At 38.4% G+C, this 13,360-nt stretch carries 15 protein-coding genes and 1 other RNA gene; 10 read left to right on the top strand and 6 right to left on the bottom strand.

What is annotated here, in order from left to right:
• Positions 1-29: 29 nt before the first annotated feature.
• Genes BTHERMOSOX_RS00120 through BTHERMOSOX_RS00145 form a run of 6 tightly spaced genes read left to right on the top strand, consistent with a single transcriptional unit; the run spans position 30 to position 4,994 of the window.
• Complete coding sequence (locus BTHERMOSOX_RS00120) at positions 30-665, top strand: electron transport complex subunit E (RefSeq protein WP_138118396.1); 636 nt, start codon at positions 30-32, stop codon at positions 663-665.
• Between the two features lie 16 nt (positions 666-681).
• Positions 682-1,308: a rhodanese-like domain-containing protein gene (locus BTHERMOSOX_RS00125; RefSeq protein WP_138118397.1), complete on the top strand. Its 627-nt coding sequence runs from the start codon at positions 682-684 to the stop codon at positions 1,306-1,308.
• Positions 1,309-1,311: 3 nt separating this feature from the next.
• Positions 1,312-2,097 carry a peptide chain release factor N(5)-glutamine methyltransferase gene (prmC, locus tag BTHERMOSOX_RS00130; protein WP_138118398.1) on the top strand — a complete coding sequence of 262 codons (786 nt, stop codon included), beginning with the start codon at positions 1,312-1,314 and terminating at the stop codon, positions 2,095-2,097.
• A 23-nt stretch (positions 2,098-2,120) separates the two neighbouring features.
• Positions 2,121-3,215: a TRAP transporter substrate-binding protein gene (locus tag BTHERMOSOX_RS00135; protein ID WP_138118399.1), complete on the top strand. Its 1,095-nt coding sequence runs from the start codon at positions 2,121-2,123 to the stop codon at positions 3,213-3,215.
• Complete coding sequence (locus tag BTHERMOSOX_RS00140) at positions 3,208-3,702, top strand: TRAP transporter small permease subunit (RefSeq protein WP_249360555.1); 495 nt, start codon at positions 3,208-3,210, stop codon at positions 3,700-3,702. Before BTHERMOSOX_RS00135 ends, BTHERMOSOX_RS00140 begins: the two co-directional genes overlap by 8 nt.
• Entirely contained in the window at positions 3,699-4,994 is a 1,296-nt protein-coding gene (locus BTHERMOSOX_RS00145; protein ID WP_138118400.1) for a TRAP transporter large permease, read from the top strand. Before BTHERMOSOX_RS00140 ends, BTHERMOSOX_RS00145 begins: the two co-directional genes overlap by 4 nt.
• On the opposite strand, the gene BTHERMOSOX_RS00150 is transcribed toward BTHERMOSOX_RS00145, so the two are convergent.
• From BTHERMOSOX_RS00150 to BTHERMOSOX_RS00165, 4 genes are all read right to left on the bottom strand, one after another.
• Positions 4,981-5,220 (bottom strand): hypothetical protein, encoded by a 240-nt coding sequence (locus tag BTHERMOSOX_RS00150; RefSeq protein WP_138118401.1) that lies wholly within the window; start codon positions 5,218-5,220, stop codon positions 4,981-4,983. The two genes, BTHERMOSOX_RS00145 and BTHERMOSOX_RS00150, sit on opposite strands and share 14 nt — an antisense overlap.
• A 194-nt stretch (positions 5,221-5,414) precedes the next feature.
• An RNA gene (gene rnpB / locus BTHERMOSOX_RS00155) (RNase P RNA component class A) lies at positions 5,415-5,758 on the bottom strand.
• A gap of 18 nt (positions 5,759-5,776) precedes the next feature.
• The gene (locus BTHERMOSOX_RS00160; protein ID WP_138118402.1) at positions 5,777-6,070 is read right to left on the bottom strand and encodes an antibiotic biosynthesis monooxygenase family protein; all 294 of its coding nucleotides are present in this window, start codon (positions 6,068-6,070) and stop codon (positions 5,777-5,779) included.
• Positions 6,071-6,090: 20 nt separating this feature from the next.
• The gene (locus BTHERMOSOX_RS00165; protein ID WP_138118403.1) at positions 6,091-7,560 is read right to left on the bottom strand and encodes a fumarate hydratase; all 1,470 of its coding nucleotides are present in this window, start codon (positions 7,558-7,560) and stop codon (positions 6,091-6,093) included.
• A 90-nt stretch (positions 7,561-7,650) separates the two neighbouring features.
• Here BTHERMOSOX_RS00165 and BTHERMOSOX_RS00170 point away from each other — a divergent pair, with 90 nt between their 5' ends.
• The 4 genes from BTHERMOSOX_RS00170 to mrdA are packed head-to-tail and all read left to right on the top strand — an operon-like array spanning position 7,651 to position 11,880.
• Positions 7,651-8,712: a rod shape-determining protein gene (locus tag BTHERMOSOX_RS00170; protein WP_138118404.1), complete on the top strand. Its 1,062-nt coding sequence runs from the start codon at positions 7,651-7,653 to the stop codon at positions 8,710-8,712.
• 32 nt (positions 8,713-8,744) lie between these two features.
• A complete protein-coding gene (gene mreC, locus BTHERMOSOX_RS00175; RefSeq protein ID WP_138118405.1) occupies positions 8,745-9,542 on the top strand; it encodes a rod shape-determining protein MreC in 798 nt (265 codons plus the stop codon).
• On the top strand, positions 9,539-10,009 hold the full coding sequence (mreD, locus tag BTHERMOSOX_RS00180) for a rod shape-determining protein MreD (protein ID WP_138118406.1): 471 nt from the start codon (positions 9,539-9,541) through the stop codon (positions 10,007-10,009). The genes mreC and mreD overlap by 4 nt, the downstream gene beginning before the upstream one ends.
• Before the next feature lie 2 nt (positions 10,010-10,011).
• A complete protein-coding gene (mrdA, locus tag BTHERMOSOX_RS00185; protein WP_138118407.1) occupies positions 10,012-11,880 on the top strand; it encodes a penicillin-binding protein 2 in 1,869 nt (622 codons plus the stop codon).
• Here the strand turns inward: mrdA and BTHERMOSOX_RS00190 are convergent.
• A complete protein-coding gene (locus tag BTHERMOSOX_RS00190; protein ID WP_138118408.1) occupies positions 11,843-12,208 on the bottom strand; it encodes a hypothetical protein in 366 nt (121 codons plus the stop codon). The genes mrdA and BTHERMOSOX_RS00190 overlap by 38 nt on opposite strands.
• Before the next feature lie 16 nt (positions 12,209-12,224).
• Positions 12,225-13,349, bottom strand: a complete 1,125-nt coding sequence (gene tgt / locus BTHERMOSOX_RS00195) for a tRNA guanosine(34) transglycosylase Tgt (RefSeq protein ID WP_138118409.1) — start codon at positions 13,347-13,349, stop codon at positions 12,225-12,227.
• Positions 13,350-13,360: the final 11 nt, after the last annotated feature.

The raw sequence follows: 13,360 nt of genomic DNA on the forward strand, positions 1-13,360 counted from the left end.
GGTAAAAGTTATTGATATAATCAATCTTAATGGAAGATTACATCAAAATCATTAAAAACGGCCTTTGGACCAATAACCAAGCACTCGTTGCATTGTTGGGTCTATGTCCTTTACTGGCTGTAACTAATAACATTGTTAATGCGATTGGCTTGGGGCTTGCCACAACCTTTGTGCTAGTAGCTTCGAATGTAACTGTCTCTATTTTTCGCAATCAAATCCGCAAAGAAGTACGTATTCCTATTTTTGTATTGTTAATTGCCTCATTTGTGACTATTGTAGAATTATTAATGCAATCGTACTTCTATGATTTGTATTTAATTTTGGGAATTTTTGTACCTCTTATTGTGACCAACTGCGCAATTCTAGCTAGAGCTGAGGCTTATGCAAGTAAAAACACTTGGGGAAAATCAGCACTCGACGGACTAATGATGGGTATTGGATTTTCCGTTATTCTGATCGTACTTGGCGCTATGCGTGAGCTAATTGGCTCTGGCACCTTATTTGACCAATCAGCTCTGATTTTGGGCAGTCTAGGTGACACTCTCAGTATTACCGTGTTTGATGATTACCAAGGCACGTTACTGGCCGTCTTGCCGCCTGGTGCCTTTATCGGACTCGGGTTAATTGTTGCGCTGAAAAATTATTTTGATTTGAAAAAAGTTTAAAAAAAGAGGAGAGAAAATGAAAAAACTATTGGTTTTGTTTATAAGTGCGCTGGCACTTAACGCATATTCTGAAGGAGAAATTACTAAAGAGGTATTTATATCTCCCGGTGTAGTTTCTGTTGACATAAATCATCAAAATAAAGTGATTAAACTACAGCGTAATCAAGACAAAGATAATGAAATTTCTGATTTTTATCTAAAAACAACCCGTGGAAAAATACAATCCATGCATCCATTTACACCGCATTTAGTTGAAACCATTGGTGAACTTGATGTGATTAAATACGTTAAACAACGCTCAGCTGGTGATGAATCAATTCTAATCATTGATACTCGCACGCCTAATTGGCTAGTGTTTACCGGTGCCATCCCAACAGCCATTAATATTCCTTACACTAAATTTAAAAATAAAGAAAAAGCCATAGAAATTATGGAAGATCAGCTTGGTGTTCAAGTAGACGACGTGTATGATTTTTCTTATGCAAAAACGCTAATCATGTATTGCAATGGCATCTGGTGTGGACAAACCCCTGCTGCAGCCAAAGCGCTGCTTAAATATGGTTACCCAGCATCTAAGATTAAATATTACCGTGGCGGCATGAATGCTTGGAAATCTTTAGGATTAACAACGGTTAATTTATAAGTTTTGAAAACCATTCAAGATTATTTAAACAGTGGCGCAGTTGATATTGCGCCACTGTTGTCTCTAGTACTTAATCAAAGTAACGTTGAGTTAATCACCCAGAGTGATTACCAGCTAACGCCCACTGAAAAACAAAAACTGGATAGCTTTATTCAACAACGCATTGATGGTATGCCATTTTCATATATCAGTGGCACCAAAGGTTTTTATCATTTGGATTTCAAGGTAACTCCTGACACTCTAATCCCTAGACCAGAAACTGAGCTATTGATCGATATCAGTCTTGAATTATTTAGTAAAAATCAAAAATGTCATGTATTGGATTTAGGCACAGGTAGCGGAATTATTGCCATCACTTTGGCTGATATTAAGCCACGCTGGACATTATGTGCAACAGACTTTTCTCAAGCGGCACTCAAGGTTGCCAAAATAAATGCAACAACTGATATTGACTTTTTTCAAGGAAATTGGTTTGATGCAATCACCGATAAGCGTTTTAATTTAATTATCTCTAATCCTCCCTATATTAAAGATGAAGATTCTTATCTAAATGACTTAATTCATGAACCAATTAGTGCCCTAACTGCAGGAAAAGATGGTCTTAACGATATTCGAATTATTATCGATCAAGCGCCTAAATATCTTTTGAAAGATGGGTATTTACTACTTGAACATGGGCATGACCAGCAATCAAAAATTGTCAAATTATTATCTAAAAACTTTACTAATATTCAGACTTTCAAGGACTATAATTCCAACGACCGTGCCATTTTGGCGCAGGTTAAATAATACATATCTCAAGAGGAGAAAATATGAAAAAACTGATGCAATTATTTGCAGCGGCAGCACTCATTGTTACAGCTACAGGCTGTACTGATGACACTAGCCAATCTACAAATGCAACACAAGACAATAAAATTTACACTTTGACAATGGCTGAAACTTGGCCTAGCAACTTCCCAATTTTTGGCGATTCAACCAAGAAGTTTGCTCAATTAGCTAACGACATGTCCAATGGTCGCTTAGTGATTAAAATTGATTCAAAAAATAAACATAAATCGGCTTTAGGTATTTTCGATTTTGTAAAATCTGGTCAATATGATTTAGGCCATTCAGGCTCTTATTATTGGAAAGGCAAAGACATCAATACTTTGTTCTTTACCTCAATGCCATTTGACATGACTGCCACTGAGCAGCACGCTTGGTTTGAGTATGGCGGTGGCCAAGAATTAATGGATAAGGTTTATGCAAAACACGGCATGAGATCTATTATTGGCGGCAATACAGGCAACCAAATGGGTGGGTGGTTCAAAAAAGAAATTAATACAGTTGAGGATCTTCAAGGTCTGAAAATGCGTATCCCAGGGTTTGCGGGTGAAATTATGGCAGAAGTTGGCGCTAAACCAACTAACATCCCTGCAGGTGAACTTTATACAGCTCTAGATCGCGGTACAATTGATGCACTAGAATGGGTAGGTCCTTCGCTTGATTTACGCATGGGTTTTCATAAAGTTGCACCGTATTACTACACGGGTTGGCATGAGCCTGGTTCAGAATTACAATTCTTAATTAACCTTAAGACTTACGACTCTTTGCCAAAAGACTTGCAAACTATCCTAATTACTTCAATGAAGTATGCAGCGTATGATATGTTTGTACACTCTAACGATGAAAGTGCAAAGAACTGGGCAAGCATGAAAAAGGATTACCCTAGCATTCAAGTTAAGACATTCCCTAAGCCAGTATTTGATGCACTTAAGACTGCAAATAAAAAGCTGTTAGCTGAATTGTCTGCAAAAGATCCTTTGTCAAAAGAGATTATTGAATCAAGACACAACTATCTTAAAGATATTCGTGCTTGGACTCAGATCTCTGATCAGTCATACTTGAACTCTTTGAGTGACTAAGATTCGATCAACATACACCCGATGGCTAGAAAATCTAACTGTCGGGTTGTTACTATTGACCATCTTTAATGTCTTTATTGACGTCGTACTTCGTTACGTCTTTAATAATTCATCTATCGCCCTGCAGGAAATAGAATGGCACCTATTTTCTACGCTTTTTTTACTCGGAATTTCATACACATTACAAAGTGATGCGCATGTACGAGTCGATATTTTTTATGCCAACCTTACACAAAAAAAACAAGCCCTCATCAATATAACTGGCTTTGTTATTTTTATTCTACCCATTAGTTTATTAGTTGCCTATTACGGCATTGATTATTCTTTCAATGCTTTTGAGATTAGTGAAATTAGTGGTGATCCGGGTGGATTAACACACCGTTTTATTATTAAGAGCGTTATTCCTCTAAGTTTTATTTTGGTGATTATTTCTGGCTTTATTTTTGCACATGATAATTACAAAAACCTCAAAGGAGAAAACACATGATTGGCTTAATCATGTTTGGTGTAACACTCATGTTGCTCATGGTAGGCTTTCCAGTGGCGTTTACTTTTGCAGGTGTGGCTGTAATTTTCGGCACGCTAACTGAAGGCATTGATCTATTTGGTTTTATGCCGTATCGCATTATGAGCGTGATGCAAAATACCATTTTAATGGCAGTACCTTTGTTTATTTTTATGGGTATTGTTTTGCAAAAAACTCGCCTCGCCGAACAACTGCTTGAAGCCATGGGAGATTTATTTGGTGGTATTCGAGGCGGCTTGGCTGTGTCTACCATCTTAGTAGGCTCGTTACTTGCAGCGTCTACTGGCGTAGTAGGTGCAAGTGTGATTGCCATGGGCGTAATTTCACTACCCGTTATGCTCAAGCATAACTACAAAAAAACACTTTCAACCGGTGTTATTTGCGCTTCAGGCACACTGGGGCAAATTATCCCGCCATCAATTGTCTTAATCATCCTGGCGGATGTATTGGGTGTACCAGTGGGGGATTTATTTCGTAGTGCAGTGCTGCCATCTCTAGTGTTAGTGGGTAGTTATATTTTGTATGTATTGATTGTTGCTCATTTTGATAAAACTGCCGCTCCTACTTTTGAGAGTAAAAACAGTCACTTATCAAGTACTCAAAAATATCTCTTGGTAGCCAAGGCTATCGTTCCACCATTAACGCTGATTATTGCAGTGCTAGGTTCGATTTTTACTGGCATTGCCACGCCAACCGAATCTGCCTCTATTGGTGCTGTCGGTTCATTAGTTTTAGCACTCATCTACAAACGACTTAATTGGAATATGGTGCGAGAAGCTAGCATTGAAACGGTTAAAGTTACCTCAATGGTATTTGCAATTTTGGTGGGTGCAACCGCATTTTCAATGGTATTTACTTATACAGGTGGTGATACTTTGGTAGAAGAATTTATCATGAGCTTGCCTGCCAAGGAAATGAGTTTTATTTTGATTTCAATGCTCATTATTCTTATCCTAGGATTCTTCATTGACTTTGTGGAAATATCACTCATCATTGTGCCAATCTTCTATCCAATTGCTCTGTCACTAGACATTGACATGGAGTGGTTTGCAATTCTGATTGCCATGAATTTACAAGCCTCTTTCTTAACACCTCCGTTTGGATTTAGCTTGTTTTATCTCAAAGGTGTGGCGCCCGCTTCCATTAAAACAACCGACATTTACAAAGGGGTTCTGCCTTTTATTGTGATACAAGTCAGCGTCCTAGCCAGTATTATTATCTTTCCAGCGTGGTACGGATTTAACGGTTTTTAAGTAAGCTCTGTTTGAGTTTTTTGCTGTAAACAGAATCCACTTCACAGTATTTTTCTTGTTGAGTAAAGTAATCCTCTTCAACCCAAGTGCTCGATGCTTTAAACACAGGTGCTGTATTTTTGCCCGTTTGCACAACAGTGTTATCCGTATAGATCGTAACTTTATCATCCATGTAAAAAATCTCTTTATCGGCAAATACATTAGCCGATAAAGTTATAAATCCCACAAACAATATTTGAATATTTACCCTCATAAGTCTATTCTACAACAAAACAGATAAAAGTCTTAATAATTCACTTTTTACAAGTATTTTGCCTTTATGCAAGGCATTTTCAATGTGATCGAGGGAATGTGGATAAACCACATGACTGAATGAACAGAGAAAATAACACGGCAGAAAAGTAAAAGACGCCGTAAAAAAGGAGAAGTCAGTCTATAAGCCGGGTTCTGTAATAGATAGTCATTCATCTACGCGCATTGTCACCAACACACTTTAGCACTCTACCCGCTACCTTATGCGAGCCGCATCAATGGTAGCCTATTTGAGCTTGCTCCAAGTGGGGTTTACCTTGCCACGGTTGTTACCTTCCGCGCGGTGCGCTCTTACCGCACCTTCTCACCCTTACCTATCGAAATAGGCGGTTTAAATCTCTGCAGCACTTTCCATTAGGTCACCCTACCTAGCTGTTAGCTAGCACTTTGCTCTATGGAGCCCGGACTTTCCTCTGACAGGTAAACCTGCCAGCGACTATCCGACCAACTTCAAATGCTAATTATACTAGCTAAGTACTGTCATGGCTATACTCACGTAGAATATCAACCACTTGAACTTTATAAGATTTGTACCACTGCTGTTGACCTAACTCTTGAGCTTTTAGATGTGTTGGATCCTGTTTCCAGCGCTGTATTTTCTCTTGAGAGTCCCAATAAGAAATAGAAATTTCTTTGCCTTTTTTAGAAACTGAAATGAAATCTATACAACCGTATTTGTCTGCCAATGCTCTTACTTCATTAGCAAATTTATAATACGCTTGCGGTAATTCACCCACTTCCGCTGTAAAAATAACTGCAATCATTTTAGGTGGATTTGCAAATTTTAAAAAATATTATGAATGTTGTTTCCGTCACTATTCACCGCTACGGTTACTGGCATATTTTCCACTTCAAATTCGTAGATTGCCTCCATACCCATTTCTGCAAAAGCTATTTTTTTAGCTTTTTTAATAGATTTAGAAATCAAATAGGCCGCACCGCCGACTGCAATTAAATAGCTAGCCTTGTGTTTTTTAATACTAGCAACCGTCTGTTCGCCGCGTTCTGCTTTACCAATCATGCCTAGAATGTTGGTATTTTCAAACATCATGTCAGTATATCGATCCATTCGAGTGGCCGTTGTTGGACCGGCAGGACCAATCACTTCATCACCCACTGCATCTACTGGGCCAACATAATAAATAAATTTATTATCAAAATCCACGCCTTCAGGTAGGCCTTCGCCATTATCAAGCATTTTTTTAAGTCTTGCATGTGCTGCATCACGACCAGTAATAATGGTGCCAGTTAGTAGTAAAGTGTCACCAATATTCCAATCAAACATTTGCTCGCGAGTGAGTGAGTTTAAATCAACTTTTTTATAGGCTGAATAGTCCATCTCTAAATCAGGGTAAATATCCATATCTACTTTAGGTAGTTGTGCCACGCCTGAGCCATCCAATGAAAAATGCAGGTGACGTGTCGCCGCACAATTTGGAATCATTGCTACCGCTTGAGAAGCGGCGTGAGTTGGGTAATCTTTAATTTTGACATCTAGTACCGTCGTTAATCCACCTAAACCTTGCGCACCAATACCAAGTTTGTTAATTCGCTCTAACAGTTTTAGACGCATTTTTTCGATATTGGTCGGGTTGGTTTTTTGTGCAATATCGGTAATATCAATTGGATCAAGTAAACTTTCTTTAGCCATAAGCATGGCCTTTTCAGCTGTACCACCCACACCAATACCAATAATACCTGGTGGACACCAACCTGCACCCATGGTCGGAATCATATCAAGCACCCAATCGGTTACACTTTCAGAAGGATTTAAAATGGCAAATTTAGCTTTATTTTCAGAGCCACAACCTTTCGCTGCAACAATGATATTAAGCTTATTTCCTTTGACCACTTTATGGTGAATAACTGCCGGCGTGTTGTCTTTGGTGTTTTCTCTTGAAAATAGAGGGTCTTTGACAATTGATGCGCGTAGTGGATTATCTTCAAAAGTAAAGGCACGTCTAACCCCTTCATTAATCATTTCATCCAAAGATAAATTCGCCTCCCAAGAAACATCCATACCTACTTCAACAAAGACATTAACAATACCTGTATCTTGGCATAACGGACGCCTGCCCAATGCTGCCATTTTTGAGTTAATTAAAATCTGTGCAATGGCATTTTTAGCTGAATCGTGCGTTTCTTTTTCATGGGCTTTTGTCATAGCCTGAATAAAGTCAGGCGAATGGTAATACGAAATATATTGCAATGCATTGAAAACACTCTCAATCACGTGTTCTTGCTGAATTTTCATATTTGTACCGCCTTTAGGATTGTTGTATTTTCGCCAATAATTTATAGTATTATATCTCTTTATTTCATCAATAATTAATCAGGAATTTTTATGTTTGGTTTTTTCAAAGCCCAAAGTCTTTCAATTGATTTTTTCAAAGCCCGAAGTCTTTCAATTGATTTAGGCACCGCTAATACGCTCATTTATATGGATGGTCAGATCGTCCTAAACGAGCCCTCAGTGGTGGCCATTCGCCATGACAGAGGCTCAATGGAGGCTACTATTATTGCCGTTGGTCAGGATGCTAAAAACATGCTGGGTAGAACGCCTGGTTCAATCGAGGCAATTCGTCCAATGAAAGACGGTGTTATTGCTGACTTTAAAGTCACTGAAAAAATGCTACAGCATTTCATTCGTAAAGTATTGCGCTCTGGTTTTTTCTCACCCAGCCCAAAGGTACTAATTTGTGTTCCTTGTGGTGCCACTCAAGTTGAACGTCGTGCTATTAAAGAAAGTGCGGTTGGTGCAGGTGCGCGTGATGTATATTTAATTGAAGAGCCAATGGCTGCAGCACTTGGTGCTGGTATGGCAATTGAAGAAGCTTCTGGCGCGATGGTGATCGATATTGGCGGTGGTACAACAGAAATTGCTATTATGTCTTTAAATGGCATTGTGTACTCTGACTCATTGCGTGTTGGTGGAGATGTATTTGACGATACCATTGTTAGATTTGTACGTAGAGAGCACGGCATCATTATTGGCCCTGCTACGGCAGAACAAATCAAAGAGAAAGTGGGCTCAGCCTTTAAAAGCAGTGCGGTTAAAAAGATTGGGTTCAGAGGTAGAGATGTTGCCAAAGGCATTCCAGTTAGTCTTGAAACCACCAATACAGAAATTCTTGAAGCATTACAAGAGCCGCTAAAAACTATTATTAGCTCTGTAAGAACAGCACTAGAAAAAACGCCACCTGAATTAAGCTCTGATATTGCTGAAAATGGCTTAGTACTAACGGGTGGTGGTGCTTTATTAGATGGTCTTGATAAACTTATCAATCAAGAAACCAACTTACCAGTGCGTATTGCTGATGATCCATTAACATGTGTTGCACGTGGTGGTGGTGTTGCTCTTGATATGATCAGCAAACACAACATGGGGTTCTTAGCAGCCGAATAAATAAAATTGTCAGCCAATCAGAATAAAAAACAATGAACTTTTTTAAAATTTTTATCCCAGTTATTGTTGCCATATTTTTAATTCTGTTTGATTATAAGTTTTCTTATTTAAACCAACTAAGGCAAAATGTTGCAACGCTAATATCACCCATTTATATGGGTGTTAGCTTGCCAGGAAAACTCTACATCTGGATTAATGAACAAGGCACTTCTAAAGATCAGCTTCTAAATGACAAACGAAATCTAAATTCTGAACTGTTGGAGCTTCATGCTAGACTGCAACAAACTGACGCATTAATTTTAGAAAATAAAAAACTCAATGCCTTACTTGAGTCGAGCTACACATTACAACAAAGGACATTTACTACCGCTAGAATTGAACAAGTTAGTCGCTCTCGATTAAAAAAACAAATCACCATTAACAAAGGTAGTAATGAGCATTTAAAAATTGGACAAGTGGCATTAGGCGCCAATGGTGTTGTTGGTCAAATTATCGAAGTGACGCCCACTAACGCTAGCATCTTAATGGTAAGCGATCCAACTCAGCATATACCAGTTAAAAATTCTAGAAATGGTATTCAGGGTATTAGCCAGGGTGTGGCTGAAAATCAATTTCTAACTCTGGTCAAATTTATTGAATCTGATTTAGATATTCAAATTGATGATATTTTTCTCACCAGTGCTCTGGGCGGAAAATTTCCAGATGGCTATCCATTGGGAAAAGTTACTCATGTTGAGCACCATGTAGATGAATCGTTTTTGCGCATTGTATTGGAGCCCATTCAAAAAACTCAAAACTTGGAGTTTGTCATCATTTTGGATCAACAATGAATACTCAACGACCTTACCTTTTCTTAATCAAAATAACCTTATTCTCACTTATTCTTAGCGCATTACCTTTTAACGAAGCTGTTCTTGATAGCTCACCCTTTTGGATGCTTTTATTGTTTAGCTATTGGCTGATCTACTTCCCGGTTCGAGGCGGTCTTTTTACTGCATTAATATTAGGTACGTTATTAGATATCTTGCAAGGGGATATTCTGGGACAAAATGCCTTGGCATTAATTTTAGCCAGTCTATTTATTAACAAAGTTAAGCAGTCTTTCTTTGTGTCTAATTTAAGCACTCAACAAGTTTATATATTTGTCGCTGGCAGTATTTACTTCTGCCTTTTCTTTGCAACACATATATTGATACATGGCTTTAATGATAATTACTATTTGTTATTGTCACCATTAACCGGTGCAATTGCTTGGCCAGTTGTAAGACTCCTGCTAAGCAAATGTAAACACCAGTAGCTATGGATAGTATTAGCAATCCTCATCTTGAAAGCTCACTTTTATCATCACGATTAAAGCTGGCATTAATTTTCATTTTCTTGCTCACTTCAGCACTACTCATACGCATTTACAATCTTCAAGTAATAAATCATGACTTCTATCAAGAAGAAGCGCTTGGCAATCAAATGCGTAGTTTGCCCATTGTGCCAAATCGAGGCAAAATTTTTGATCGAAATGGTCAAATTTTAGCAACTAATAAACTAACTTATCAACTCACACTCACCCCTGAAAAAGTTAAAAATATCAGTAAAACGCTGCTTCAACTGAAACAGTTTGGACTAATTGACGATAAAGATATTAAAACTTATTATAAAAATAGAAAGCATTTTCGACAATTCCACAACATTCCCATTAAGTATAATCTAAACAAAGTCAAAGTAGCTGAATTTTTAGTTAGCAATCAGTTTCCAGGTGTAGACATTGAATCGTATTTTCATCGTGTTTATCCACACGATTCTTCTGCTGTACACGCACTTGGCTACGTTTCTAGGATGAACAAAAAAGACACGCTGCTATACGATAGAGAAAATTATTCAGGCACTTTATTTGTCGGTAAAGTTGGTATTGAAAAGCAATATGAAACCCTTCTGCACGGACAAACTGGTGTCAAACAAATTGAGCGTAATGTAAGTGGTCGTATTGTCGATACCAAAATAATTACGCCTGCCGTTTCTGGCAAGAACTTGTATTTAAGTCTTGACCTAGACATGCAGAAAAAAGCTGAATCTGTGCTTAAAGGTAAGCGTGGCTCTATTGTTGTAGTTAATGTAACTAGTGGCGAGGTGTTAACTTTGGTTAGTACGCCAACTTACAATCCAAACTGGTTTGTTAATGGTATTTCTCATGCTAACTATAAACTATTACAAACCTCTAAAGACATTCCTCAGCTTAATCGTGCCATTCAAGGGCTTTACCCACCTGGGTCAACCATCAAGCCCATGGTTGCATTAGCGGGTCTTGAAGAAGGTATTATTACCAACAAGAGTAAAACATTTTGTCCAGGTTATTACAAGCTTCCAAATTTCAAGCGAAAATTTAATGACTGGAAACGCACTGGCCATGGTCATGTCGATGTCAAAGATTCAATTGCGCAATCTTGTGATGTATTCTTTTATGATTTGGCCAATAAAATGGGTATTGATCAATTACACAAAAATCTAGTTTTATTTAACTTTGGTCGTAAAACAGGTATTGATATCCCTGGCGAAAAAGGCGGCATCATGCCTTCGAAATCTTGGAAAAAAATCAATCGTGACGAGCCTTGGTATCGAGGCGAAACCCTAATTGCTGGTATTGGTCAAGGATTCATGACATCTAGCCCATTGCAACTTGCCGTTGCTACCGCCGCACTTGCCAATAAAGGTCAGATATTTCAACCAACACTACTTAGAGCCACTCAAGCTCCAGGAAGCTCGATCGTAACAATAGATAACAAGCGTAGTAAACAAATACCCATTAAAGATATTCACAACTGGGAAGACGTCATTGATGGCATGAAAATGACCATTTATGCGCCCAAAGGTACAGCTAGAAAACTTAACAAAGGCTTGACCTATACCTTAGCTGGAAAAACAGGAACCGCCCAAGTTTTTGGCTTAGATGCTGAAGAGCAATACATTGCTGAAAAATATGAAGAAAAGCTACGTGATCATGCACTCTTTACTGGCTTTGCGCCGATTGAAAACCCTCAAATTGCCATTGCCATTATTGTTGAAAATGCAGGTAGTGGTAGCTCAAAAGCAGCGCCATTAGCACGCCAAGTGCTTGATGTTTACTTTAACAAGCAAGCAACTAACCAATCGCTTGACGCAACAATTCTTCATCAATAGGAAATTTCAGCATTACATCCATTCTGTATCGAGCTTTTAATTGATCCAACTGAGGTTGGTTAAGTTCATCATATAAAATCACGATTTTGGCTTGAGGTGAATTACCTTCTAAAGTTGCGAGTAAAGACTCAATGTTGCTCACTCTATCTCTAAATTCAGGATTATGACTAAACTCTGCCACTAGTACTTGGTAGTTATTTTTCTTAGCCAATTTTGTTGCCTTACGCTGAGAATCCTCAAAATCAACCTTAAACCCTTGCTCAACAAACATTGGAGTAAAATCTTCAAAACCACCCTCATCAACAAAAAACAATAAGCTTTTATTCATATTAACATTCCATAACTTATAAGCCTAGCTTATAAGTTTTACCCTTATGAACAAGATAAAATTGCTGCTTAAATTCGGCAAATCTATTATTCTCAATCGCTGCTCGCATCTGTGACATTAAATCTTGGTAGTAATATAAATTATGTGTGGTATTAAGTCTGGCACTTAAAATTTCATTTTTTCGTTGTAAATGATATAGGTAAGACTTTGTATAATTTTGGCAAGTATAACAACCACAACGATCATCAAGTTTTGAGACGTCAAGCTTGTATTGAGCGTTGCGAATTTTAACAATACCCGCTGATGTAAACAAATAGCCGTTACGTGCGTTACGCGTTGGCATAACACAATCAAACATATCTACGCCACGCTCAACTGCTTCTACTAAATCACTCGGTGTGCCTACGCCCATTAAATATCGCGGTTTGTCAGCAGGAAGCTGACTTGGAAGATAATCCAATACTTTAATCATTTCTTCTTTTGGTTCGCCAACACTGAGGCCGCCAATGGCATAACCATCAAAGCCGATTTCAATCAATGCTTTAGCAGATTCTTGGCGTAATTCTTTAAACATACCACCCTGTACAATACCAAATAAGGCATTAGGATTGTTGAGCTTAGTATGTTCAGATTTTGAGCGTTTTGCCCAACGAAGTGACAACCGCATTGACTGATCGGCAGTTGACTTGTCAGCAGGATAAGGCGTACATTCATCAAAAATCATAACAATATCCGAGCCTAATTTATACTGAATCTGCAAGGACTCTTCAGGGCCCATAAAAATTTTATCGCCATTTTTAGGCGATCGAAACTCAACCCCCTCTTCGCTAATTTTTCGCATAGCGCCCAAACTAAACACCTGAAAACCACCAGAGTCTGTCAATATTGGACCTTGCCAATGCATAAAATTATGCAAATCACCGTGCGCTTCGATTACGTCTGTGCCTGGCGTAATAGCCAAATGAAAAGTATTGCCTAAGATGATTTGTGCGCCTAGGTCAATCACCTCTTCAGGTGTCATGGCTTTAACTGTGCCGTAAGTACCTACTGGCATAAAAGCAGGTGTTTGCACTTCTCCACGCTCAAAAACCATGGTGCCACAACGAGCCTTGTTATCTGTATTTTTTAGTTCAAATTTCATGTTTGCTTTAA

The organism is Bathymodiolus heckerae thiotrophic gill symbiont, from assembly GCF_900128515.1.
Lineage (GTDB): Bacteria > Pseudomonadota > Gammaproteobacteria > PS1 > Pseudothioglobaceae > Thioglobus_A.

Bases quoted from the DNA above. Each gene is read 5' to 3' on its own strand.
- BTHERMOSOX_RS00120 (WP_138118396.1), top strand. From the start codon at position 30: ATGGAAGATTACATCAAAATCATTAAAAACGGCCTTTGGACCAATAAC.
- BTHERMOSOX_RS00125 (WP_138118397.1), top strand. From the start codon at position 682: ATGAAAAAACTATTGGTTTTGTTTATAAGTGCGCTGGCACTTAACGCA.
- BTHERMOSOX_RS00135 (WP_138118399.1), top strand. From the start codon at position 2,121: ATGAAAAAACTGATGCAATTATTTGCAGCGGCAGCACTCATTGTTACA.
- BTHERMOSOX_RS00145 (WP_138118400.1), top strand. From the start codon at position 3,699: ATGATTGGCTTAATCATGTTTGGTGTAACACTCATGTTGCTCATGGTA.
- BTHERMOSOX_RS00160 (WP_138118402.1), bottom strand. From the start codon at position 6,070: ATGATTGCAGTTATTTTTACAGCGGAAGTGGGTGAATTACCGCAAGCG.
- BTHERMOSOX_RS00165 (WP_138118403.1), bottom strand. From the start codon at position 7,560: ATGAAAATTCAGCAAGAACACGTGATTGAGAGTGTTTTCAATGCATTG.
- BTHERMOSOX_RS00170 (WP_138118404.1), top strand. From the start codon at position 7,651: ATGTTTGGTTTTTTCAAAGCCCAAAGTCTTTCAATTGATTTTTTCAAA.
- mreC (WP_138118405.1), top strand. From the start codon at position 8,745: ATGAACTTTTTTAAAATTTTTATCCCAGTTATTGTTGCCATATTTTTA.
- mreD (WP_138118406.1), top strand. From the start codon at position 9,539: ATGAATACTCAACGACCTTACCTTTTCTTAATCAAAATAACCTTATTC.
- mrdA (WP_138118407.1), top strand. From the start codon at position 10,012: ATGGATAGTATTAGCAATCCTCATCTTGAAAGCTCACTTTTATCATCA.
- BTHERMOSOX_RS00190 (WP_138118408.1), bottom strand. From the start codon at position 12,208: ATGAATAAAAGCTTATTGTTTTTTGTTGATGAGGGTGGTTTTGAAGAT.
- tgt (WP_138118409.1), bottom strand. From the start codon at position 13,349: ATGAAATTTGAACTAAAAAATACAGATAACAAGGCTCGTTGTGGCACC.